Below are 23,214 nucleotides of genomic sequence, written 5' to 3'. Positions count from 1 at the left end.
GGTCACCTCGCCTCCCCGCCTCCTCGCCACCTCGCCACCTCGCCACCTCGCCACCTCGCCCATGGACCATCACGCCTGGCGGCGAGCTTCGAAACTGTCGGCGCGCATCGTCCGCGCCCTCTTCGGCGGCCCGAAGCGGACCGCCGCCTCGTCGTGCCCTTTCGTCACAAGGCCCGACCGGCGCCAGGCGCCCCGTCGATAACGCTTCGGAAACCCGTACGCCGAGGGTTGACCACCCCTTCGGCGCACCTTAGCGTCACACCGCCGAATACATTTCGCTCTCTTGACCGACACTTTCGAGAGGCTCCAAAAGATGAAGACACCCGCACGGATCTCCCGCGCCGTCGCCGGAGGTGTGGCGCTCGCCCTCGGTCTGACTCTGTCGGCCTGTGGCGGCGGCTCCTCCGACTCGGCCGGCGGTGGGAACTCCGACAAGATCCACGTGCTGGTGTACGGGGACGCGGCCAACAAGGTCGAGAAGCAGCTCGTCGCCACCTTCAACAAGACGTCGAAGGTCAAGGCGGTCCTGGACACCATCCCCGGCGCCGACTACCAGCAGAAGCTGCAGACCATCATCAGCACCCCGCAGGCCCCCGACATCTTCTTCAACTGGGGCGGCGGCAGCATCAAGCCCTTCGTCGACGCCGACCTGCTGATGCCGCTCGACGACTTCATCAAGAAGGACCCGGCCCTCAAGTCCAGCTTCCTGCCGTCGGTCTTCGACAGCGCGAAGGTCGACGGGAAGCCGTACGGGGTCCCGATGCGCGGCACGCAGCCGGTGCTGCTCTTCAACAACAAGAAGGTGCTGGCCGACGCCGGTGTCACGCCGCCGAAGACCTGGGACGACCTGCTCGGCGCGGTGAAGGCGCTGAAGGCCAAGGGCGTCACCCCGATCGCGCTCGGCGGTGGCGACCAGTGGCCGACGCTGATGTGGTTCGAGTACCTCTACGACCGTGTCGCCGGCCCCGAGGTCTTCCAGAAGGCGCTCGGCGGTGACAAGAGCGCCTGGGAGAGCGCGGGCAGCAAGAAGGCTCTCGGCATGCTCAGGCAACTCGTCGACGCGGGTGCCTTCGGCACCAACTACGACTCGGTCAAGTTCACCGACCAGGGCTCGCCCACGCTGCTCGCCACCGGCAAGGCCGGCTTCGAGCTCATGGGGTCCTGGGAGTACTCGACCCAGCAGGACTCCCACCCCGCGTTCGCCAAGAAGGACCTCGGCTACTCCTCGTTCCCGACGGTCGCGGGCGGCACCGGCGACGCCGCCAACCTCGTCGGCAACACCAACAACTTCTACTCCGTGATGAAGAAGACGAAGCACCCCGAGGCCGTCGCCGAGTTCCTGAAGCTCCAGTACTCCGACGAGTTCGTGAAGGCGCAGCTGGGCATCGGCAACCTGCCGACCACGACCAACACGGAGAAGTTCCTCGGCACCTCCGCGAGCCCGGACTACTCGAAGTACCAGCTCGACCTCGTGAAGAAGGCCCCCTCGTTCCAGCTCTCGTGGGACCAGGCCTACCCCCAGTCCGCCTCGACACCCATGCACCAGGCGGTCCAGCAGTTCGTCAACGGCGGCCTCGACACCGACGGCTTCATCAAGGCCATGCAGGCCTTGCCCACCGCGTGAGAACCGATACCGAGATGACCACCACCGTCACCAAGGCCGCGGTCGTCGCCGAACGGCGGCCCGCGCGGCGGAGTACGGCCGGCGTGGGGCGCCCGGGTTTCGCCTGGGCGCTGCCCGCCACCGTGTTCTTCGTCCTGTTCGCCGTCGTCCCGCTCGTCCTGGTCGCTGTGCTGTCCTTCACGAGCTGGAACGGTCTGGGCGCGCCCCGGTTCGCCGGCCTCGACAACTGGACCAAGCTCCTCGACGACCCGGTGATGCTCAACAGCCTCTGGCTGAGCGTGCTGATCACCGTGCTGGGCGTGCTCGTCCAGACGCCGCTGAGCATCCTCCTCGGCGTCTGGGCGGCGGGCCGCCAGCGCAACCGCGCGATCCTGTCCGCGATCTACTTCGTCCCGCTGCTGCTGTCCGCCACGGCGGTCTCCGTCCTGTGGCGCACGCTGCTCGACCCCAACTTCGGTGTGCCGTCACAGGCCAAGTGGCTGTTCGGTGACGGCAATCTGCTCGGTATGCAGAGCGGGGCCATCGGGGTGCTGGTCTTCGTGGGGGCCTGGCAGTTCACCCCGTTCCACACCCTGATCTACCAGGGCGCGGCGCGGGCCATCCCCCAAGTCCTCTACCAGGCGGCCCAGATCGACGGTGCGGGCACGGTGCGCCAGTTCTTCCACATCACGCTGCCACAACTGCGCAACACCATGATCACGTCGATGATCCTGATGGTCGTCGGCGGCCTGACCACGTTCGACACGGTCCTGATCCTCACCCAGGGCGGACCCGGCACGGACACCACCATCAGCGCCTACTACATGTACCAAAAGGCCTTCAAGAGCTTCGACTTCGGCGCGGGATCGGCCATCGCGCTGCTCCTGGTGGTGGTGGCGACGGTCATCTCCCTCGTCGTCGTACGGGTCTCGGGCTACGACAAGATGCGCAGCTCGGTGGAGGGCCTGTGAGCAAGCAACGCCCCAACTACCTGGCCGGCCTCGGCTCCGTGGTCTGGCTGCTCGTCGTCGGCGCACCGCTCTACGTCCTGGTCGCGGCGTCCGTGCAGTCACGCGCGGACTTCGGCGCCAGCGGCCCGCTGAGCCTGCCGCGGCACTTCACGCTGCACAACTACATCGACGACTTCTCCACCGGCTTCGGCCGGTACTTCCTCAACACGGTGATCGTGACCGTGTGCGTGGTCGCCATCGTCCTCGTGGTGGTGCCGCCGCTGTCGTACACCATCGTCCGCAGCCGCGGCCGCGTCACGACCGCCGTCTTCCGCCTCTTCCTGCTCGGCCTCGCCATCCCCGCGCAGGCGGTGATCGTGCCGATGTTCTACGTCATCAGCAAGGCGGGGCTCTACGACAACCTCATCGGTGTCATCCTGCCGACCGCGGCCTTCTCGCTCCCCATGTGCGCCCTGGTCCTGACCGGCGTGATGCGCGACATCACCCCGGATCTGTACGAGGCGATGGCCATCGACGGCGCCTCCTCGTGGCGGGTGTTCGGTCAGCTCGTACTCCCCCTGTCGCGGGGCGGGCTCTCGACGATCGCGGTCTTCTCCGCCCTCCAGGCGTGGAACGGCTTCCTGTTCCCCCTGGTGCTCACCCAGTCCGACTCCACCAAGGTGATCACCTTGGGGCTCTACAACTTCCGCACCCAGTACGGCATCAACATCCCGGGGCTGCTGGCCGCCGTGGTCCTGTCCATGGTGCCCGTCCTGCTCGTCTACCTGTTCGCCCGGCGCACCCTGGTCCAGGGGCTCATGGGCGTGGGAGGAAAGTGACCCACAACGTGGCCGCAACGACAGACACCACCACGCCCCTGTGGCGCGACACGACCCTCGACCACGAGACGCGCGCCGACGCCCTCATCGCCGAGATGACCCTCCAGGAGAAGGTGGCCCAGCTGTTCGGCGTCTGGGTCGGGGCGTCCGACGAGGGCGGCGAAGTCGCCCCGCACCAGCACGAGATGGAGGAAGTGGTCGACCTCGAGGCACTGCTGCCGCACGGTCTCGGGCAGCTCACCCGGCCCTTCGGCACCGCCCCCGTCGACCCCGCCCTCGGCGCGCTGTCCCTGCTGCGCACCCAGCGACGCATCGCCGCGGGCAACCGCTTCGGCATCCCGGCCGTGGCCCACGAGGAGTGCCTCGCGGGCTTCGCCGCCTGGGGCGCGACCGCCTATCCCGTCCCACTGTCGTGGGGCGCGACGTTCGATCCGGCGCTGGTACGCCGCATGTCCCGGGCCATCGGGCAGGACATGCGCGCGGTGGGTGTGCACCAGGGGCTCGCCCCCGTCCTCGACGTCGTGCGCGACGCCCGGTGGGGCCGCGTCGAGGAGACCATGGGCGAGGATCCGTACCTCGTCGGAACGCTCGGCACCGCCTACGTCCAGGGCCTGGAGTCCGCCGGGATCGTCGCCACCGTGAAGCACTTCGTGGGCTACTCCGCCTCCCGTGCGGGACGCAACCTCGCGCCCGTCGGCATGGGACCCAGGGAACGCGCCGATGTGATGCTGCCGCCGTTCGAGATGGCGCTGCGCGAGGGCGGCGCCCGCTCGGTGATGCACTCCTACACCGACACGGACGGCGTCCCGTCGGCGGCCGACGAGCAGCTGCTCACCGGCCTGTTGCGGGACACCTGGGGCTTCACGGGGACGGTGGTGGCGGACTACTTCGGCGTCGGATTCCTCAAGACCCTGCACGGTGTCGCCGCCACCTGGGGCGAGGCCGCCGGCACCGCGCTGAGCGCCGGGGTGGACGTGGAGCTGCCCACCGTCAAGGCGTTCGGGCAGCCGCTCCTCGACGCGGTCGCGGAGGGGCGGGTGTCCGAGGCCGTCGTGGACCGGGCGCTCCGTCGTGTGCTCGTGCAGAAGGCGCAGCTGGGCCTCCTCGACGCCGGATGGGACGCGGTGCCGCAGGCACTGGCCGGAGCCGGCCTCGGGGACCCGCAGGCGCTGCGCGGAACCGTGGTCCTGGACACTCCGGACCGCCGTGCCCTCGCCCGGGAGGTCGCCGAGCAGGCCGTCGTCCTGCTCCGCAACGACGGCACACTCCCCCTGGCCCGGCCCGCCAGGATCGCGGTCGTCGGCCCGACCGCCGACACCTCGACGGCCGTCCTCGGCTGCTACGCGTTCCCGGTGCACGTGGGTGAACGGCACCCCGAGGTGCCGGTCGGCATCGAACTGCCCACTCTGGTCGCGTCGTTGAGGGCCGAGTTCCCGGACAGTGAGGTCGTCACGGCGCCCGGGTGCGGCATCGACGACACCGGCACCGGCGGCTTCGCCGAGGCCGTGGAGCTGGCCAGGGGCGCCGACGTCGTCGTCCTCGCGCTGGGCGACCGCGCCGGGCTCTTCGGCCGCGGCACCAGCGGCGAGGGCTGCGACGCGGACTCGCTCGCGCTGCCGGGCGTGCAGGAGCAGCTCCTGAACACGCTCCTGGACACCGGCACACCCGTCGTGCTGACGCTCCTGGCGGGACGCCCGTACGCGCTCGGGCGTGCGGTGCGGGAGTCGGCCGCCGTCGTCCAGTCGTTCTTCCCCGGCGAGGAGGGCACGCCCGCCATCGCCGGTGTGCTCAGCGGGCGGGTCGCCCCATCGGGACGGCTGCCCGTCAGCATCCCGAACAGCCCGGGAGCCCAGCCGTCCACGTATCTGGCGGCGCGGCTCGGGCAGGCCAACGGGGTGTCGAACATCGACCCGACACCGGCGTTCGGCTTCGGGCACGGCCTGACGTACACGTCGTTCGACTGGTCCGATCTGACCGTGGAGCACACGACGGTAGGAACGGACGGCGAGGCCCAACTCGCCTTCACCGTACGGAACTCGGGCGACCGGGACGGTACCGAGGTGGCGCAGCTCTATCTGCACGACCCGGTCGCCTCGGTCGTGCAGCCCGTCCAGCGGCTGATCGGGTTCGTGCGCCTGGCACTCGCGCCCGGGCAGGCCGCTCGGGTCCGGGTGACGGTGCCCGCGGACCTCGCGTCGTTCACCGGGCGGGACGGGCGGCGGATCGTCGAACCGGGCGCGCTGGAGCTGCGGCTCGGCGCGTCCAGCACCGACCTCCGGCTGACCGCGGAGGTTACGCTCACCGGACCCGTACGGCCGGTGGACCACACCCGCAGGCTGCACGCCGATTTCGGCGTCACCACGCGATGAGACAGCCGTGGCCCGTACCTTCCGGAGAGGTACGGGCCACGCGTCACCGGCGCGCTACCAGATGCGCACGCGGTCGGCCGGGTCGAGCCACAGGCCGTCGCTGTCCGACGTGCTGAACGCGTCGTGGAACTCGTCGAGGTTGCGCACGATGTTCGCGCGGAACTCCGGCGGGGAGTGCGGGTCGATCGTCAGGTACTGCTGCTCCTGCTCCTTGCGCCGCTTGGTGCGCCAGCAGAACGCCCAGTTGAGGAACAGCCGCTGGGAGCCGTCGGTGGCCTCGTGCTCCGGCGACGGAGTGTCGCCGAGCGAGATGACGTACGCCTTGTGGCCGATGGTCAGGCCGCCCAGGTCGCCGATGTTCTCGCCGACCGTGAGCGCGCCGTTGACGGTCTCGCCGGGCAGGTTGCGCGGCGAGAAGCCGTCGTACTGCTCGATGAGGGCCTTCGACTTGGCCTCGAAGGCCGTCTTGTCGGCGGCGGTCCACCAGTCGTTGAGGTTGCCCGCGCCGTCGTACTGGGCGCCCTGGTCGTCGAAGCCGTGGCCGATCTCGTGGCCGATCACGGAGCCGATGCCGCCGTAGTTCTCGGCCGCGTCGGCGTCGGGCGCGAAGAACGGCTTCTGCAGGATGCCCGCGGGGAAGCAGATCTCGTTGGTGCCCGGGTTGTAGTACGCGTTCACCGTCTGCGGCAGCATGAACCACTCGTCGCGGTCGACCGGCGAGCCGATCTTGGCGAGCTCTCGGTCCGTCTCGAACGCCGCGGCCGCCTGCGCGTTGGCGAGCAGGTCGTCCGCGGTGACCTGGAGCTTGGAGTAGTCGCGGAACTTGTCCGGGTAGCCGATCTTGGGACGGAACGTGGCGAGCTTCTCGTACGCCCGCTCCTTCGTCTCGTCGGTCATCCAGTCGAGCTGGGCGATCGACTGGCGGTAGGCCTCGAGGAGGTTGGCGACGAGCTCGTCCATCATCGCCTTGGACGCGGGCGGGAAGTGCCGGGCCACGTACTCCTTGCCGACGGCCTCACCCATCGCGCCCTCGACGAGCGCGACGGCACGCTTCCAGCGGGCGCGCAGCTCGGGGGTGCCGTTGAGCGTGCGGCCGTAGAAGTCGAAGTTGTTCTGCACGAACGCGTCCGAGAGGTACGGCGCCGAGGCGCGCAGCACGCGCACCAGCACCCAGTCGCGCCACTGCTCGATCGGGAACTCGGTCAGGACCTGGGAGAGGTGGGCGAAGTACGACGGCTGCCGGACACAGGTCTCGGCGATGGTCGCGTCGGTTCCGCCGATCGCGGCGGTGTAGCCGTGCCAGTCGAACTCCGGCGCCAGTGCCTTGAGTTCGTCGAGCGCGGTGAGGTTGTACGTCTTCTGCACGTCACGGGTCTCGGCCCGCTCCCAGTGGCCCGCGGCCAGCTTGGTCTCGATGGCGAGGACCGTGCGCGCGGCGGCCGCGGGGTCGGCGTGCTCGGCGAGCGTCAGGAGATCGGTGAGGTAGGTGACGTACTTGTCGCGGATCTCGGCGAACTTGTCGTCGCGGTAGTACGACTCGTCGGGCAGGCCGAGGCCGCCCTGCACGACGTTGACGAGGTAGCGGTCGGAGTTGCGGTCGTCGGTGTCGACGTACGACCCGAAGAGGCCGGAGCCGCCGACGCGCTCGAAGCGGCCGAGGAACGTCGCGAGGCCCCGGAGGTCGGTGATGGCCGCGACCTCGTCGATCAGCGGGCGCGCCGGCGCGAGCCCGAGCGCCTCGACGGCCCGCTCGTCCATGAAGGAGGCGTAGAGCGCGGCGATCTTGCGCGCCTCGCCGGCGTCGGCCGAGGCCGCCTCGGCTCCCGTCGCGAGTTCCTCGATGATCGCCTTGACCTGCTCCTCGGCGGTGTCGACGAGCTGCACGAAGGGGCCCCAGCTCGAGCGGTCCTCGGGGATCGGCTCGGTGTCCAGCCAGTGGCCGTTGACATGGCCGAACAGGTCGTCCTGCGGCCGGATCTCGGGGTTCATACCCGGGCGGGCGTCATCAAGAATGCTCATCGACGCAGCTTATGCGAGGTGCGGCCGGGACGTTTCGTAATCCCCCGGGCCGGGACTGTCACGGGGTTCTACGAACATGTTCGTTAGGAACTTGTTCGTAGCGAACATGTTCGTTACCTTGGCGGAACGGCTCCCGGAACGGCGGGCGCCACTCCACCCGAAGGAGCACGCCATGCCCACCACCACCCACCACCCCATCGCGATCGTCGGCGGAGGTCTCGGCGGCCTCGTCCTCGCGCGCGTTCTGCACCTCGGCGGCGTCGAAGCGGCCGTCTACGACCTGGAGGCCTCGGCCGCCGCCCGCCCCCAGGGCGGAATGCTCGACATGCACGTGGAGTCCGGCCAGGCCGCGCTGCGCGCCGCGGGTCTCCACGAGAAGTTCGTCGCCGCCATCCACGCGGGCGGCGAGTCCATGCGGATCCTGGACCGGTACGGCGTCGTACGCATGGAGGAGTCCGACGACGGCGGCACCGACGGCCGGCCGGAGGTCAACCGCCACGATCTGCGCGACCTGCTGCTCGCCTCACTGCCCGAGGGCACCATCCGCTGGGGCGCCAAGGTCACCGGCGCCCGCCCGCTGACCGGGGGCCGCCACGAGGTGACACTCGCGTCCGGCGAGACGTTCACCACCGACCTGCTCGTCGGCGCCGACGGCGCCTGGTCCAAGGTCCGCCCGCTGCTCTCCGACGCCCGCCCCGCCTACTGCGGCATCTCGTTCGTCGAGGCACACCTGGACGACGCGGACACCCTTCACCCGGAGAGTGCCGAAGTCGTCGGCGGCGGTTCGCTGTTCGCGCTCGGGGACGACAAGGGCTTCCTCGCCCACCGCGAGAGCGACGGCCGGCTGCACATCCACTGCGCGCTGCGGGTGCCCTCCGACTGGTTCACCACCAGCGGCATCGACTTCGCCGACACCGAGGCGGCCAAGGCCCGCATCCTCACGTCCTTCGACGGCTGGGACGAGGCGCTGCGCGCACTCATCGGCGACGCCGACGGCGCGCTCGTCCCACGGCCCGTCCACGCCCTGCCCGTCGGACATCGGTGGGACCGGGTCCCGGGGGTGACCCTGCTGGGCGACGCCGCCCACCTGATGTCGCCGTTCGCCGGCGAGGGCGCCAACCTGGCGATGCTCGACGGCGCCGAACTGGCCGCCGCGATCCTGGCGCACCCCGGCGAGACCGAGAAGGCCCTCACCGTCTACGAGGAGGCGCTCTTCCCCCGCAGCGAACACGCCGCGGCCGGTTCCGCCGACAACCTGGACGTCATCTTCAGCCCCGACGCGCCGCAGGGCCTGCTCGACATGTTCGCGTCGTTCCGCGAGGAGGCGGCAGCCGCAGGGGGCGAGGCGGAGACCGCGGGAGAGAAGGAAGAGACTGCGGGAGACACGGCGCAGACCCTGGGAACAGGTTCGTGACGAACTTGTTCGTCACGAACCCGGCTCGTTACGGTGAGCATGTGTCCCCCCAGCCCGCAGCACCCCGCAGCCGCCGAGAGCGCCCGGCCAAGCCCGCCCTGACCCGGGACGGCATCGTCGCGACCGCGGTCACGATCATGTGCGACGAAGGCCTCAAGCGCGTCACCATGCGCCGCCTCGCGCAAGAGCTCGACACGGGCCCGGCCTCGCTCTACGTGTACGTGCGCAACACCGCCGAGCTGCACGCGGCCATCCTGGACGAGCTGCTCGGCGAGGTCGATCTCTCCCCCGCAACCGGTGCGGGCGACTGGCAGGACCGTATGGTGCGGATCCTGTCCTCGTACACCGCCGTGCTGTTCGAGCATCCGAGCCTCGCCCGGTCCGCACTCGTGGCGACGCCCTCGGGCGAGCACTACCTCGACCTGCTCGAAGCCCTGCTCGCGCTGCTCGCCGAGGGCGGTGTCCCGGACGCGCAGGCCGCATGGGGCGTGGACGCCCTTCTGCAGTACGCCACTTCGACCGCGGCCGAGCAGTCTACCCGCGACCAGGACGAGGCCGCCCAGGGCGACCGGGACGCCCTGACCACCGCGCTGCACGACGTGTCCGCCACGAGCCACCCGCGCCTCGCCGCGCTGGGCGACGAACTGCTGTCCGGTCCGGGACAGGCCCGCCTGGGCTGGGGCCTGCGGGTGCTGCTCAACGGGATGCCGCACACACCCAGGCCGTCCAGCGCCGACACCCCGTGACCCCCCAGCCGGTGTCGCGGCAGGTCAACGTGTCGCCCTGACGTCCAGGCGCACGGTCAGCCGGCGGCCGGTCATGCCCTTCGCGGCGGTCACACCGAACGCGTACCGGTCGACGACGGCCGACCCCACGACCGTCAGCCTGCGGCCCTCGACGGCCACACGCTCCACGGTGACATCGACCGGCCGACTGACACCGCGGACGGTCAACTGCCCTGTCAGAACTGTCACATCGGAGCCCACCTCGACGCCCTCGCCGCGGAACGCGAACTCCGGATGGGTGGCCACATCCAGGTAGTCGGCCGACCGTACGTGTGCGTCGCGGCGCGCCACACCCGACTCGAACGTGTCCGCTCCGATCCTCACGTCCACCGTGGACTTCTCGACAGGCCCGGTCACGTCGATCCGTCCGCGCGTGATCCGGAAGCTGCCCCTCACGGGGAACAGCCCGAAGACCGTGCGCATACGGAAGTTCACGCTCGACGCAGCCGGATCGATCTCGTACGTGCCGCTGTCCGGCACAGGGTGCTCTCCCGCTCGCGATGCCACCATGACCTCCATCGGTCTCGTCACCGCCACTTCGGCGGCCGACCTCAGCATGTCCGGTGGCGGGTGGCGCGCGGCAGAGCGAGATGTCGTCGCCCGGCCGGTACAAATGTCACCGCCGGCGGCCCGCACGGGCGCCCCGTCCACTCGTTGCGCCCAACCGGCATCCCACGCAGAGGTGTTCTACACATCCGGGTCCGACACCGCCCGAAGCGGCCCGCACGGCCGAACACAGTGCCGTCCCATCAACACCGCGCGGGGGCAATGCACCGAAGAACCGTGCAAAAGTGTGTGTGGTGTGAGTACCCTTCGGCACCAACACACAGCCCCACATCAACAGAAAGCGGGCAGTCATGTCGGACAGCAACACGCTCAAGTCCCAGTACTCCGCCCAGGTGGAGGCCGACATCGAGCGCAACGCCAAGGAACAGGAGCGCGTCGCCGCCGAGTTGGCCGCACTTCAGGAGCAGCTCCAGACGCTGGACCACGACCGCACCCTGCTGGTGGGGATGCGCGAGACACTCTCGGGTCAGGGCACGGCGGCGGTGGCCGAGAAGGCACCGGTCGCACCGAAGTCGGCGCCTTCCGCCGGACTCCCCAAGGCACGCAAGCCGAAGGGGGAGAGCGCGGCACCCAAGCAGCGCGCGAAGAAGGCGGCCGGCAAGAAGGACACGGAGAAGAAGGCACCCACCGTCGCGCAGCCCCGCACACCCGGCACCCCCACCCTGCGGGAAATCGTCCTGAACCTCATCACCACGAGCACCGAGCCGCGTTCGGCCGCCGAGGTCACCACGACGCTCGCCGAGACCCACCCGGAGCGCAACGCCGGCGGCACGGTCGTGCGCAACACTCTCGAATCCCTCGTCGCCCGCGGTCAGGCCGAGCGCACCAAGCAGAACAAGTCCGTGTTCTACACCGCCCTTCCGGCCCCCGCCACCGCTGAGGACGCCGCCGACAAGAAGGACGCACCGGCGAACGCCTGAGATATTCGGTCCCGGCACCGCACAACCGCCGCTATGGTGCGCCCTCATGGAACCCACCCCTGAGACGTACACGGCACTGGCGACCCGCATCCGGGCGGCGCCACCGCGCTGCGGACCGGTCAGACTCGTCGCCGTGGACGGCCCGTCGGGGGCGGGCAAGAGCACGTTCGCCGAGCGCCTGGCCGGGGCACTCGGCAGCGCGCGGGTCGTGCACACGGACGACTTCGCCTCGTGGGACGACCCGTTGGGCTGGTGGCCCCGCCTCGAGGAGCAGGTGCTCCAGCCACTGGGGAACGGGGTGGCCGGCCGGTTCCAGCGCTACGACTGGGAGCGGCGCGAACTCGCCGAGTGGCACGACGTTCCCGTCGGCCACACCCTCGTCCTCGAAGGTGTGTCGTCGGCACGCCGCGCCGTCGCCGACCGTCTCACCTGCGCCGTGTGGGTCGAGACGGGACGCGCGGTGCGTCTGCGCAGAGGGCTCAACCGCGACGGTGAGGACGCGCTGCCGCTGTGGCGTGCGTGGATGGCCGCGGAGGACGAGCACTTCGCCGAGGACGGGACACGTGAGCGGGCCGACGTGGTGGTCGACGGCGGCCCGCACACCGCACCCGCCGACCCGGCGCACACCTACATGTGTCTGCAGTAGACACTTACATCCGTAAGGGGGTTCAGGACCGGTCTGCACGTGAGGTGCGCCGCGCAAGGATGTCCAGGACGCGCTCGCCCCACCGGAGGTTCTCCTCCTCGAAGGAGCGGCCGCGCATCAACGTCAGGTACGGGCCGATGCGTTCGGCGTCGCGCAGATACGTGTCCTCGTCGCGCCCGTCGAGCAGCCGCTCCCTGAGGCGTTCGTAGCGGGCCAGCTTGCCGCGCGCCCATCCCATGCGCTCCTCGACGAGTACGCGTACGGCGTCCGGGTCCGCGCCGTCCGAGGCCTGGATCTTGACCATGAGTTCGTCGCGGATGGCGGTGGGCCTCGTCGGGGCGAGGGCGAAGTCGTCCAGGGCGGCACGTCCCGCGTCGGTGAGCGTGAACATCCGCTTGTTCGGCCTGCGTTCCTGCGGCACGACCCGCGCCTCGACCAGGCCGTCCCCGGCGAGGCGCTCCAGTTCGCGGTAGAGCTGCTGCGGGGTCGCGGACCAGAAGTTGGCCACCGCCACATCGAACACCTTGGCCAGGTCGTACCCGGACGCCTCGCCCTCCAGGAGAGCCGCGAGGACCGCGTGCTTCAGAGACATCTGGACACGCTAACACCGGCACGATTAATCTCAGTCGCACCTATTCAACTAATTGACTATGGAGCGGCGCATGAAGGCATTCCGCAAGGCCGTGGAAGCGAACGACCCCGACGCCGTCGAGGCGCTCCTCGCCGAGAACGTCGTGTTCACCAGCCCGGTCGCCTTCCACCCGTACCCCGGCAAGGCGATGACCGCCGCGATCCTCCGGGGCGTCATGCGGGTCTTCGAGGACTTCCGCTACGTACGGGAGATCAGCAGCGCCGACGGACGCGACCACGCCCTGGTGTTCGTCACCCGCGTCGGCGACCGCGAGGTCAACGGCTGCGACTTCATCCACCTCGACGAGGACGGGCTCATCGACGACTTCACCGTCATGGTGCGCCCCCTGTCCGGCGCCGAGGCCCTCTCCGAGGCCATGGGAGCGCAGTTCGAGCGGATCCGGCAGGAGGCCGCGGGCGCGTAGCCGCGCCGCCACTGCGGCCGGTGGGGGCTACCAGCCCCGACCGGCCTCCAGGAGCTGGGGCCGCGGGGGCGGGCGGTGGCGATGACGAGGTCGTACCGTCCGGTGCGCAGCTCCTCGAGGAGCAGGTCGGTCAGCCCGGTGGTGACGCGCAGCCGCACCCCCTTTTCGACCAGTGGTGCCAGCGCCGGCAGGACGCAGTGGCACAGCATCTCGGCCGGTCCCGCGAGGTGGACGGGCTCGGCCGCGGCGTCGGTGCCGGGTCCGCCTCCGGCGACGGCCGACAGGGCGTCGAGCGGGTCGACCACCCGGGACGCGAGCTCGTCGGCGAAGGGGGCGGGGGCGACGCCGCGCGGCAGCCGCTCGAACAGCTCGCGGTCCAGCTGCCGCTCCAGCGCGCGGATCTGTGTGGTGACGGTCGGCTGGGACAGACCGAGCAGTCGCGCGGCCGCGGTGAAGGAACCCGACCGGTACACCGCGAGAAAGGTGCGCAGCAGATTCAGGTCCAGCGGGCCCGTGTGCGCCGTCCGGCCTATTCCCGGGGACCCATTCGAATCCCTATTTCTCATATTGACCACCCTATTGGATTCCTATGGGAGACCCGTCCTACGGTCGGTGCCGTCGCCACACACTGACGATCTGGGCACAGAGCGTCAGAGGTTCCGCGATCCGAACCCGTCCTCCGGGCCCGCGGGGCCCGCACCCTCGGAGCACTCACCATGTCGAAGATCCTTTTCGTCGTCACCGGCGCCACCCACTGGACGCTGGCGGACGGCACGCTGCACCCGACCGGCTTCTGGGCGGAGGAGGCCGTCGCCCCGTACGAAGCCTTCAAGGCGGCGGGCCACGACGTCGTCGTGGCCACCCCCGGCGGCGTCGTCCCGACCGTGGACAAGGGCTCCCTCGCGCCCGAGTTCAACGGCGGCCAGGAAGGCGCGGACCAGATGGCCGCGGCCCTCGCCTCCTTCGGCGAACTCCGGCACCCGGTCAAGCTGGACGACGTGAACCTCGACGACTACGCGGCGGTGTTCTACCCCGGCGGCCACGGCCCCATGGAGGACCTCTCCGCCGACGCCGACTCGGGCAGGCTCCTCACCCGCGCCCTGGAGACGGGCAAGCCGCTCGGCATCGTCTGTCACGGCCCGGCCGCCGTGCTCGCCGCGATCAAGGTCGACGGCTCCAACGCCTTCGCCGGGTACAAGGTGACCGCCTTCACCAACGCCGAGGAGACCTGGGCCGGCTTCGCCGACAAGGCGAAGTGGCTGCTCCAGGACCGCCTCGTCAACGCGGGCGTGGACTTCCAGGAGGGCGAGCCGTGGGCCCCGAAGACGGTCGTCGACCGCAACCTGGTCACGGGCCAGAACCCGGCCTCCGCCGCCCCGCTCGCGGCCGAACTGCTCAGGAAGCTGGCCTGACGATGGGCGCCGACCGGCTCGACGAGGTCCTCGACGCCGCCTACGACTGCCTGACCAGGTACGGCGTCCGGCGCACCACGATGGACGACATCGCCTCCACCATGGGCGTGTCCCGGTCCGCGGTCTACCAGTACGTACGCAACAAGGACGACGCCTTCCGCCGGCTCGCCGAGCGTCAGCACACGCAGGCGCTGGAGCGGGCCCGGCGGGCGGCAGCCGCCGAGGACACCCCCGTGGCCGAGCGCGTCCGGGGTGTACTGGCCGCCAAGCTCGACCTGGTCCTGCGCCTCACCGGGGACTCGCCGCACTCCGCCGAGCTTCTCGACGCGAAGGCCCGGCTGTTCGGCGACATCTGCCACACGTTCACCGCGGATCTGCGCCGACTGCTGGCCGGCCTGTTCACGGAGGCGGGCACCCCCGCCGCCGTGGAACCCGCCGAGGCCGCCGACATCTGCATCGCCCTGGTGGTCGGCCTGGAGTCGGTGTCCGACGCACGGCGGTTGTTCACGCCGACCACGGACGCGCTGCTCACAGGGCTCCTCGGCAGCCCCATATCCGTATGCACCTCGCGGGTGACAACGCCCGGCGGGGCGCCGCCCGGATCCGCGACGCATCCCGCCTGACCGGCCACACTGTGCCCACCCCGGGCCACCGCCGCGGACTTCCCCCACCCCTGACGTCCCGCTCGGCACCCGCCGAGCACCCCCTCGCAGGAGACCCCTCGTGACCGACATCGAAGACCTCGTCGCCCGCCTCCGCGCCACCTTCGCCGGTGGCCGCACCAGGCCGCTGGCCTGGCGCAGGGAGCAGCTCACCCGGCTGCGCGCCATGTTCACCGAGCACCGCGGTGACATCGCGGACGTCCTGTACGCCGATCTGCGCAAGCCGCGCGCCGACGTCTTCGCCACCGAAATCGACTTCCCCGTACGGGAGATCGACCACACCCTTCACCATCTCGACGAGTGGTTGCGCCCCCGGCCCGTGGCGTCCGGCGCCCTCGCGGGCCTGCCCGACGGCTCGGCCGCCGCGACGCAGTACGACCCGCTCGGCACCGTCCTCGTCATCGCGCCCTGGAACTACCCGGTGCAGCTGCTGCTCGTGCCGCTCGTGGGCGCGCTCGCGGCCGGCAACACCGTCGTTCTCAAGCCGAGCGAGGTCACCCCGGCGACCTCCGCGCTCATCGCCCGCCTGGTTCCCGAGTACCTCGACAAGGAGGCCGTCGCCGTCGTCGAGGGTGGCATCCCCGAGACCACCGAGCTGCTCGCCCGGCGCTGGGACCACATCTTCTACACCGGCAACGGAACGGTGGGCCGCGTCGTCATGCGCGCCGCCGCCGAGCACCTCACCCCGGTCACCCTCGAACTGGGCGGGAAGTCACCGGTGTTCGTGGACCGCGACGTCAATCTCAACCGAGTCGCCGAGCGCCTCGCGGGCGCCAAGTTCCGCAACGCCGGGCAGACATGTGTGGCCCCCGACTATGTGCTGACCGACCCGGAGACCGCCCCCGAGCTCGCCGCCGCGCTCGCCAAGGCGGTCGAGGCGATGTTCGGCACCGACCCGCAGTCCTCGGACGCGTACGGGCGCATCGTCAACGAGCGGCACTTCGACCGGGTGTCCGCGCTGCTCGGCTCCGGGACGACGGCTTTCGGCGGGCAGACCGACCGCGACGACACCTACATCGCGCCGACGGTCCTCACCGGTGTGAAGCCCGACGAGCCGGTCATGCGGGAGGAGATCTTCGGACCCGTCCTGCCCATCGTGGAGGTCGCCGGGCTCGACGAGGCGATCGAGTTCATCAACGGCCGCGACAAGCCGCTCGCCCTCTACGGCTTCACGGAGAGCGAGGACACCCGGCGCCGCCTCGCCGACGAGACGTCCTCCGGCGGCATCGGGTTCGGGCTGCCGATGGCCCATCTCCGCGTCCCCGAGCTGCCGTTCGGCGGAGTCGGCGAGAGCGGTCTCGGCAACTATCACGGCCCTCACTCCATCGCCACGTTCAGCCACCGCAAGGCCCGGCTCGACGTGCCGCTGCGCTGAACCGGCCAGGGCGGGGCGGGTCCCGGCGGCCCGCCCCTCTCGCAGCCGCGAGCCGTGAGCCTCGACTGCCCCCGCATACGCGAGTGTGTGGCAGTCATGTGGAGCTTCCTCGCACCGTATACACCGTCCGCCTCCCGCGCCCTAGGCTCCCCGGTTGATCAACTCAATCCGTGCGCCGGGAGGCACCCCATGGCAGAACAGAGCCGTTCGCCACGTGAACCCGTAGAACCCGATGGCCCCGGCGGTCCCGGACGCCGGCGGGTGCTCGCCTATCTGCTCGCCGCGCCGACGCTGGCGGTCGCTGCGCGCATCGGCCTGGACGCCGTGGGCGGTGAGTCCGCAGAAGCCGCGGTGCCTTCCGTGCCGCAGCCCGAGGAGCTCTTCGACCTCGGTGACATGCAGACCCTGGCGGCGGCGCCCACGTCGGGCCTGATCTCCGTGCAGGTGCACTCCGACGGGACGGCGTCGTTCGCGGTTCCGCGCGCCGAGGTGGGCCAGGGCATGACGACGGCGGTCGCCATGATGATCGCCGAGGAGATGGACCTCCCGCTGGCGAAGGTACGGGTGTCCCTGGCCGACGCACGCCCGGAACTCCTGATGAACCAGCTGACCGGCGGCTCCAACTCGATGCGCAGCATCTACCTCCCCGTCCGCTCCGCCGCGGCCGTCGCCAGGCAGCGGCTCGTCGCCACGGCCGCACAGCAATGGGGCGTACCGGAGTCCGAACTGACCACGCGCGAAGGCGTGATCACGCACGGCACCGCGAAGAGCGCCACGTACGGCTCGCTCGCCGAGGCCGCCGCCACCACGCGCACCGTCACCGCCTCCGCCCACCTCAAGTCCACGTCCGACTTCACGATCCTGGGCACACCGCAGAACCGTGTCGACGCACGCGACATCGTGACCGGCGCCAAGAAGTTCGGCATGGATCTGCACGTGCCCGACGCCAAGCCGACGATGGTGCGCAGGCCGCCCACGGTCAACGGCACGGTGGTCGCCGTCGCGAACGCCGACGCCGTCAGGAACATGCCGGGCATCACCGATGTCGCCACCGTCGAGCACGGTGTCGCGGTTCGCGGCGAGACCTTCGGTCAGTGCATCGACGCGCTGCGGGCGCTCGACGTGACCTGGGGCCCCGGCACCGTGGACAAGGAGTCGGACGACACCGTCCTCGCCAAGCTCAGGGCCGCGGCGCTGCCCATGGTCGTACCGCCGCTCCTCACCAAGAAGATCGACGCCGAGTTCACCTTCGCGTTCGCCAGCAACAGCCCGCTGGAGCCGGACAACGCGATCGCCGACGTGCGCTCCGACCGCGCCGAGATCTGGGCGAGCCTCAAGGTGCCGATCGTGGCGCAGCGCGACATCGCCGACCGGCTAGGGCTGCCGCAGACGGCTGTCACGGTGCATGTGGTGGAGGGCGGCGGTTCGTTCGGGCGGCATCTCTTCCATGACGTGGCCGCCGAGGCCGCGGAGATCTCTCAGAAGATGGGCAAGCCGGTCAAGCTGTCGTGGTCACGGACCGACAACTTCCGGCAGGGCCGAACCCATCCGATGTGCATCTCGCGCGTGCGCGCCACCTACGCGCTCGGCAACGTCGTCAGCTACGAGCAGCGTCACACCAGTTCGCAGACCGACTTCGGGCACGGGCTCGGAGAGATGATCACATCGACGGCGGCGAAGCTGCCAGTGGCCGGCAACCTCACGTTCGCCGAGACCATCTTCCAGCTGACCCAGTCCACGCCGTACAACTTCGGTGTCACCACACAGCTCCTCAACGAGGTGCCGCTGAAGTTCAACACCGGCAGCATGCGCAACATCTACTCGCCCAACGTGGCCTGCGCGCGCGAGCTCATCGTCGACCAACTCGCCGCGAAAATGGGCAAGGACCCCGTCGCGTTCCGCCGCGAGTTCCTCAAGGACAAGCGGCTGCGCGCCGTCCTCGACAAGGCGGCCGAGGCCGGGGAGTGGGGCAGGTCGCTGCCCGCGGGTGTCGCACAGGGGATCGCCCTGCACACGGAGTACCGCGGCGCCGTCGCCTCGCTCGTCGAGATCGACTGCCGGCCCGAGACGGTGAACCGCAAGGTCAGGGACGGTGTCACCGGCCCGCGCGTGACCCGCGCCCTGATGGTCGTCGACGCCGGGTTCGCCATCAACCCCCGTGGTCTGGAGGCCCAGATGATGGGCGGGATGAACGACGCGCTCGCGATGGCCCTCACCTCCAGCCTGCACATCAAGGACGGCATCCCCCTGGAGGGCAGCTGGGACCACTACTTCTACACGCGGCAGTGGAACACCCCGCCCGAACTGCGCGTCATCGTCATGCCGTCCACCGGTGACAAGCCCTCAGGGGCGGGCGAGCTGGGCGTCGCGCCCGCGTTCGCCGCCATCGCCTGCGCCTACGCGCGCGCCACCGGCACCCTGCCGACGAGCTTCCCGATCAACCACGCCACCCTCTCCTTCGACCCGCTGCCCCTCGAACCGTCCACACCCCAGTCCCCCACCGACGGTCTCGACCGCGCCTTCTGAGGAGCCCCGCCATGCCCAGTCACACCTTCAAGCTCAACGGCGAGCAGATCACGGTCGAGGCCGAGGACGACGTACGGCTGCTGTGGGTCCTGCGGGACCTGCTCGGCGTCACGGGACCCAAGTACGGCTGCGGCCTCGGCGTGTGCCAGGCCTGTACGTCGCACATCAACGGCAAGGCGTTCAACCCGTGTTCGGTGCCGGTGTCGAAGATCGGCCCCGAGGACGAGGTCACCACCATCGAGGGTCTGCCCGCCACGGTGGGCAAGGACCTCCACCCGATGCAGGAGGCCTGGCTCGACCTCGATGTCGCGCAGTGCGGGTACTGCCAGCCGGGCCAGATCATGACGGCGGTCGCCAAGGTCCGGCGCGCGGCGGAGGCCGGCCGCGACATCACCGACGCGGACCTCGACGAGATCCGCAACATCTGCCGCTGCGGCACGTACACGCGTATCCGCGAGGCCATCAGGGCGGGCGCGAAGAACATGTGAACGCCCGTCGTGCGCCGTCCCGGCCAAGGGCCCTAGGTCAGCGGCCGGGGAGGTGCGGGCCCTCTGCCGACGTCGCGTACGAGGTCCAGGCCGAGTACCCGGTCCACATACGCGAAGGTCTCGAAGAGCGCTCCGGCCGGGGCGTCCCCGGAGTGCTCCAGGCGGTGCAGCGTGCGCAGCACCCCGGGCAGGTCGAGGTCGTTCTCCAGGCAGTCGCGAATGCTGTCACGGGCGGGTCCGGGCATGGGCCGGGACGGGCTGTCCGCCCAGGTGGCCACCGCGTGCCGCCACCGCAGCAGCGTGTGATGGGCGGCGGACACCGACGCGGGTGCGAGGCGCAGGGACACCGTGCGCGGCTCGGTCAGGAGCGCGAGGCGCAGGGCCAACGGGTCGTCGGCGCGGTCCGCGACACCGTCGGCGGCGTGGACGTCGCCGACGGCGAGCCGGATGACGTCCCCGTTCGCCTCGTCGGGCGCGTCCTCGTCCGGTCCCACACGGACAGCGAACGGGCCGCCCAGCTCGCCCTCCACACCCCGCTCGTCCCCGTGCGCGGCGGCCGGGTGCATGCCGAGCTCGGCGGCCCGCGCCTGGAGCGCCGCGCGCCGCTCGTCGGCCCCGTCCGGGCAGATCAGCCCTGTGTACGCGATGGTTCCGGAAAGCTCCAGTACGCGGGTCAGGACGTCGGCGACGAGCATCGCCCGTACGTCGGAAAGCGCCTCGCCGCCCTCGGGAAGCGCCAGGGGCACGCCGATGCGCACCACGCTCCGGTGCATCACCGGAGCGACAGGGAGGCCCGAGCAGGCATCGACGAGGCGCAGCATGGCGCGAAGCCTATGCGCAACTCCCGCCGCCCGCCGAGACGTGCGGCCGAATCCGGACCTCGCGCGTCGCGAATCGGGGGTCCACGACCGGCGTTCATCCCCAACTGACCGCCGCCGCCTGAGCGTTGGCGGGGCGGTCACGCGCGGCGGAGCCTGACGCCGGTGACGGCCACCAGGAGTACGGCGACGACCTGGATCACGCCCACCACGGCGATCAGCGCAAGGATGGAGATGTCGTGCCCCCCGACGCGGCCCCGCCCACGACTGCGCGCAAGGTGCCCTCACCCCCTGCACACCGGTCGCCGGCCCCTCACCAGAGCGCCGAACGCGATCGAGGCAAGGAGGGGCCGGTGACCGAGCGGGCGCCCGCGTGGGCGAAGTCGACGAGGAGTACTGACCGTGCCGAACCCGACCACGAACCGCCAAGGCCTCATCGCTGTCGCCTCTTGGGTCATCCGGCCGCCTCCCCGCCGCCTTTCGGGTAGGTCGGCGCCGCCCCGGCCGATGAATCCGCGCCGCGTGGGGAGTCTCCCCTTCGACCCCACACTCGAGAAGGTGGATCGATGACCAGCTTGCAGGACATTCTCGCGCCGCACGTCCACGACGGCTCGCTGCCCGGGGCGGTGGCGCTGGTGGCCCGTGGTGACCGGGTCGACGTGGAGACCGCGGGTTCGGCCGCCCTCGGAGGCAGTACTCCGATGGCCCGGGACTCGATCTTCCGCATCGCCTCGATCACCAAGCCCATCGTCGCCGCGGCCGTGATGATGCTGGTCGACGAGGGGCGGATCGCGCTGAACGACCCGGTCGACCGGTGGCTTCCCGAGATCGCGAAACCGGTCGTGGTCCGCACGCCGGACGCTCCGGTCGACGACGTGGTCCCCGCGGCCCGGCCGATCACGGTGGCCGATCTCCTGACGTTCCGCGCGGGGTGGGGCTTCCCGTCCGACTTCTCGCTTCCGGCGGTCCAGTCGCTGTTCGGGCTCCAGAAGAACGGCCTCTCCCCCCAGCTCGCCCCGCCGCCCGACGAGTGGATGGCGCACCTCGCCCGAATCCCGCTGCTCAACCAGCCGGGTGAGGCATGGCTGTACAACACGTGCTCCGACATCCAGGGAGTGCTGATCTCCCGGGTGACGGGGAGCGCGCTGCCGGACTTCCTGGCCGATCGCGTCTTCGAGCCGCTCGGCATGACCGACACCGGATTCGAGGTGCCGGCCGGCAAGCTCGACCGGTTCACCACGTCCTACCGCCCGCGCCCGGAGGGCGGCCTCGAACTCGCGGACGCTCCCGACGGGCAGTGGAGCAGCCTGCCCGCGTTCCCGTCCGGAGCGGGCGGGCTCGTCTCGACCGTCGACGACTGGCACGCCTTCGCCAGGATGCTGCTCGCGGAAGGGGTCACGGGCGACCGGCGTCTCCTGTCGGCCGACGCGGTACGGCAGATGACGACGGATCATCTGACGACCGCTCAGCGCGAGGCCAGCGGCCTGTTCACGGAGGGGCAGGGCTGGGGCTTCGGCGGCTCGGTCGACGTGGCGCCCATCGACGTGTGGAACGTCATGGGCCGCTACGGCTGGGTCGGCGGCACCGGAACGACGGCACACCTCGTCCCGTCCACGGGCGTGGTCGGCATCCTGTTCACGCAGGTGCACATGACCGATCCGACCCCGCCCGCGCTGATGCGCGACTTCTGGCGGTACGCGGCCGCCGCGAACGCCTGACCGTCAGGGGAGGCCGAACGCGTCGGCCGCATGCCGGTCCTGGCCACGAGCAGCGTTCTCCGCGCGTCTGCTCGCGGTGGGAGCCCTGGGGGGGGCGGGCGGCTCAGTGCGAGATCGAGTCGATCAGATCACGCGCTCCCTGCCGCAGCAGGGCCACGGCGACCGAGGTGCCGAGGGTCGCGGGGTCGAGTGGGCCGGCCCACTCGTGAGCGTTGAGCACGGTCTTCCCGTCCGGGGTGAACACGCAGGCCCGCAGCGACAGATCACCGCTGCGCTCCGCCCTGGCGAACCCGGCGATCGGGCTGTTGCAGTGCCCCTGGAGGACATGGAGGAACATGCGCTCCGCGCTCGCCTCGCGGTGGGCGTCGGGGTCACCGAGCCCGGAGACCGTGTCGATCAGGTCGGTGTCGCCCTCACGGCACTGCAGAGCCAGGATCCCTGCGCCGATCGGCGGGCACATGACCTCGGGCGACAGGACCTCTGTGATCACGTCCGTACGCCCGATGCGTTCGAGGCCGGCGGCGGCCAGGAGGAGCGCGTCGGCGTCGCCCGCCGCGAGCTTCTCCAGGCGCCGGTTCGCGTTGCCTCGCATCGGCACGCACTCGAGGTGCGGGTACGCGGCGGAGAGCTGGGCGATGCGGCGCACGGAGGAGGTGCCGATCCGCGTGCCGGACGGGAGTCGGTCGAGCGTCAGGCCGTCCGGATGGATGAGGGCGTCCCGGATGTCGTCCCGCTTGAGGAACGCGGCGAACACCGTTCCCGCGGGCAGGGGCCGGTCGGCAGGCACGTCCTTGACGCAGTGCACCGCGAGGTCGGCCTCACCGGCGAGCAGCGCGGCATCGACCTCCTTGGTGAACGCCCCCTTCCCCTCGACCAGGGACAGGTCGCCCATCCACTTGTCGCCGGTCGTCTTGACGGGGACGACCGAGGTGCGGATTCCCGGGTGCAGGGCGGCCAGCTCGGCGCGGACGCGCTCCACCTGGGCCAGTGCCATGGGCGAGTCGCGGGAGACGATGCGGATCAGTTCAGGGGCGGACATGTCCTCCAC

20 protein-coding genes and 1 pseudogene are annotated in these 23,214 nt (G+C 70.7%); 15 read left to right on the top strand and 6 right to left on the bottom strand.

Going from position 1 to position 23,214, the window contains the following annotated elements; all coding sequences use genetic code 11:
* Window positions 1-313 precede the first annotated feature (313 nt).
* Genes ACZ67T_RS19165 through ACZ67T_RS19150 form a run of 4 tightly spaced genes read left to right on the top strand, consistent with a single transcriptional unit; the run spans window position 314 to window position 5,761 of the window.
* A complete protein-coding gene (locus ACZ67T_RS19165; protein ID WP_469985379.1) occupies window positions 314-1,624 on the top strand; it encodes an ABC transporter substrate-binding protein in 1,311 nt (436 codons plus the stop codon).
* A gap of 14 nt (window positions 1,625-1,638) precedes the next feature.
* Entirely contained in the window at window positions 1,639-2,574 is a 936-nt protein-coding gene (locus tag ACZ67T_RS19160; protein WP_469985378.1) for a carbohydrate ABC transporter permease, read from the top strand.
* A complete protein-coding gene (locus ACZ67T_RS19155; protein ID WP_469985376.1) occupies window positions 2,571-3,392 on the top strand; it encodes a carbohydrate ABC transporter permease in 822 nt (273 codons plus the stop codon). The genes ACZ67T_RS19160 and ACZ67T_RS19155 overlap by 4 nt, the downstream gene beginning before the upstream one ends.
* The gene (locus ACZ67T_RS19150) at window positions 3,389-5,761 is read left to right on the top strand and encodes a beta-xylosidase/alpha-l-arabinosidase (RefSeq protein ID WP_469985375.1); all 2,373 of its coding nucleotides are present in this window, start codon (window positions 3,389-3,391) and stop codon (window positions 5,759-5,761) included. The genes ACZ67T_RS19155 and ACZ67T_RS19150 overlap by 4 nt, the downstream gene beginning before the upstream one ends.
* A 54-nt stretch (window positions 5,762-5,815) precedes the next feature.
* On the opposite strand, the gene ACZ67T_RS19145 is transcribed toward ACZ67T_RS19150, so the two are convergent.
* A complete protein-coding gene (locus ACZ67T_RS19145) occupies window positions 5,816-7,780 on the bottom strand; it encodes a M13 family metallopeptidase (RefSeq protein WP_469985373.1) in 1,965 nt (654 codons plus the stop codon).
* Between the two features lie 172 nt (window positions 7,781-7,952).
* Between ACZ67T_RS19145 and ACZ67T_RS19140 the strand changes: the two genes are divergently transcribed.
* Window positions 7,953-9,194 carry an FAD-dependent oxidoreductase gene (locus tag ACZ67T_RS19140; protein ID WP_469985371.1) on the top strand — a complete coding sequence of 414 codons (1,242 nt, stop codon included), beginning with the start codon at window positions 7,953-7,955 and terminating at the stop codon, window positions 9,192-9,194.
* A 41-nt stretch (window positions 9,195-9,235) separates the two neighbouring features.
* Entirely contained in the window at window positions 9,236-9,940 is a 705-nt protein-coding gene (locus ACZ67T_RS19135; RefSeq protein WP_469985369.1) for a TetR/AcrR family transcriptional regulator, read from the top strand.
* Window positions 9,941-9,964: 24 nt separating this feature from the next.
* On the opposite strand, the gene ACZ67T_RS19130 is transcribed toward ACZ67T_RS19135, so the two are convergent.
* Complete coding sequence (locus ACZ67T_RS19130; RefSeq protein ID WP_469985368.1) at window positions 9,965-10,489, bottom strand: YceI family protein; 525 nt, start codon at window positions 10,487-10,489, stop codon at window positions 9,965-9,967.
* A 347-nt stretch (window positions 10,490-10,836) separates the two neighbouring features.
* Here ACZ67T_RS19130 and ACZ67T_RS19125 point away from each other — a divergent pair, with 347 nt between their 5' ends.
* Entirely contained in the window at window positions 10,837-11,466 is a 630-nt protein-coding gene (locus ACZ67T_RS19125; RefSeq protein ID WP_469985367.1) for a hypothetical protein, read from the top strand.
* Between the two features lie 46 nt (window positions 11,467-11,512).
* Complete coding sequence (locus tag ACZ67T_RS19120; RefSeq protein WP_469985365.1) at window positions 11,513-12,112, top strand: uridine kinase family protein; 600 nt, start codon at window positions 11,513-11,515, stop codon at window positions 12,110-12,112.
* Window positions 12,113-12,134: 22 nt separating this feature from the next.
* Here ACZ67T_RS19120 and ACZ67T_RS19115 read toward each other — a convergent pair whose 3' ends face one another.
* Window positions 12,135-12,704 carry a PadR family transcriptional regulator gene (locus ACZ67T_RS19115; protein ID WP_469985363.1) on the bottom strand — a complete coding sequence of 190 codons (570 nt, stop codon included), beginning with the start codon at window positions 12,702-12,704 and terminating at the stop codon, window positions 12,135-12,137.
* Between the two features lie 70 nt (window positions 12,705-12,774).
* Here ACZ67T_RS19115 and ACZ67T_RS19110 point away from each other — a divergent pair, with 70 nt between their 5' ends.
* A complete protein-coding gene (locus tag ACZ67T_RS19110; RefSeq protein ID WP_100594580.1) occupies window positions 12,775-13,167 on the top strand; it encodes a nuclear transport factor 2 family protein in 393 nt (130 codons plus the stop codon).
* Window positions 13,168-13,226: 59 nt separating this feature from the next.
* Here ACZ67T_RS19110 and ACZ67T_RS19105 read toward each other — a convergent pair.
* A pseudogene (locus tag ACZ67T_RS19105) lies at window positions 13,227-13,733 on the bottom strand (LysR family transcriptional regulator); the annotation flags it as partial.
* Between the two features lie 150 nt (window positions 13,734-13,883).
* Between ACZ67T_RS19105 and ACZ67T_RS19100 the strand changes: the two are divergent.
* The 5 genes from ACZ67T_RS19100 to ACZ67T_RS19080 all read left to right on the top strand — a co-directional run bounded on the left by ACZ67T_RS19100 (window position 13,884) and on the right by ACZ67T_RS19080 (window position 19,630).
* Window positions 13,884-14,579, top strand: a complete 696-nt coding sequence (locus tag ACZ67T_RS19100) for a type 1 glutamine amidotransferase domain-containing protein (protein ID WP_469985362.1) — start codon at window positions 13,884-13,886, stop codon at window positions 14,577-14,579.
* 2 nt (window positions 14,580-14,581) lie between these two features.
* Window positions 14,582-15,202 carry a TetR/AcrR family transcriptional regulator gene (locus ACZ67T_RS19095; protein ID WP_469985360.1) on the top strand — a complete coding sequence of 207 codons (621 nt, stop codon included), beginning with the start codon at window positions 14,582-14,584 and terminating at the stop codon, window positions 15,200-15,202.
* Window positions 15,203-15,302: 100 nt separating this feature from the next.
* The gene (locus ACZ67T_RS19090; protein WP_469985358.1) at window positions 15,303-16,616 is read left to right on the top strand and encodes an aldehyde dehydrogenase family protein; all 1,314 of its coding nucleotides are present in this window, start codon (window positions 15,303-15,305) and stop codon (window positions 16,614-16,616) included.
* 189 nt (window positions 16,617-16,805) lie between these two features.
* Window positions 16,806-19,142, top strand: coding sequence for a molybdopterin cofactor-binding domain-containing protein (locus ACZ67T_RS19085; RefSeq protein WP_469985356.1), 2,337 nt, complete (start codon window positions 16,806-16,808; stop codon window positions 19,140-19,142).
* Between the two features lie 11 nt (window positions 19,143-19,153).
* Window positions 19,154-19,630, top strand: coding sequence for a (2Fe-2S)-binding protein (locus ACZ67T_RS19080; protein WP_356274990.1), 477 nt, complete (start codon window positions 19,154-19,156; stop codon window positions 19,628-19,630).
* Window positions 19,631-19,662: 32 nt separating this feature from the next.
* On the opposite strand, the gene ACZ67T_RS19075 is transcribed toward ACZ67T_RS19080, so the two are convergent.
* The gene (locus ACZ67T_RS19075) at window positions 19,663-20,451 is read right to left on the bottom strand and encodes a hypothetical protein (protein WP_469985354.1); all 789 of its coding nucleotides are present in this window, start codon (window positions 20,449-20,451) and stop codon (window positions 19,663-19,665) included.
* 563 nt (window positions 20,452-21,014) lie between these two features.
* On the opposite strand from ACZ67T_RS19075, the gene ACZ67T_RS19070 reads away from it, so the two are divergent.
* Window positions 21,015-22,166, top strand: coding sequence for a serine hydrolase domain-containing protein (locus tag ACZ67T_RS19070; protein WP_469985353.1), 1,152 nt, complete (start codon window positions 21,015-21,017; stop codon window positions 22,164-22,166).
* A 103-nt stretch (window positions 22,167-22,269) separates the two neighbouring features.
* Here the strand turns inward: ACZ67T_RS19070 and hemC are convergent, their stop codons facing one another.
* Window positions 22,270-23,205, bottom strand: coding sequence for a hydroxymethylbilane synthase (gene hemC / locus ACZ67T_RS19065; protein ID WP_469985352.1), 936 nt, complete (start codon window positions 23,203-23,205; stop codon window positions 22,270-22,272).
* Between the last annotated feature and the right edge of the window lie 9 nt (window positions 23,206-23,214).

This window comes from Streptomyces sp. NPDC107517, from assembly GCF_055582645.1.
This window is presented reverse-complemented; position numbering and strand designations above follow the sequence as displayed.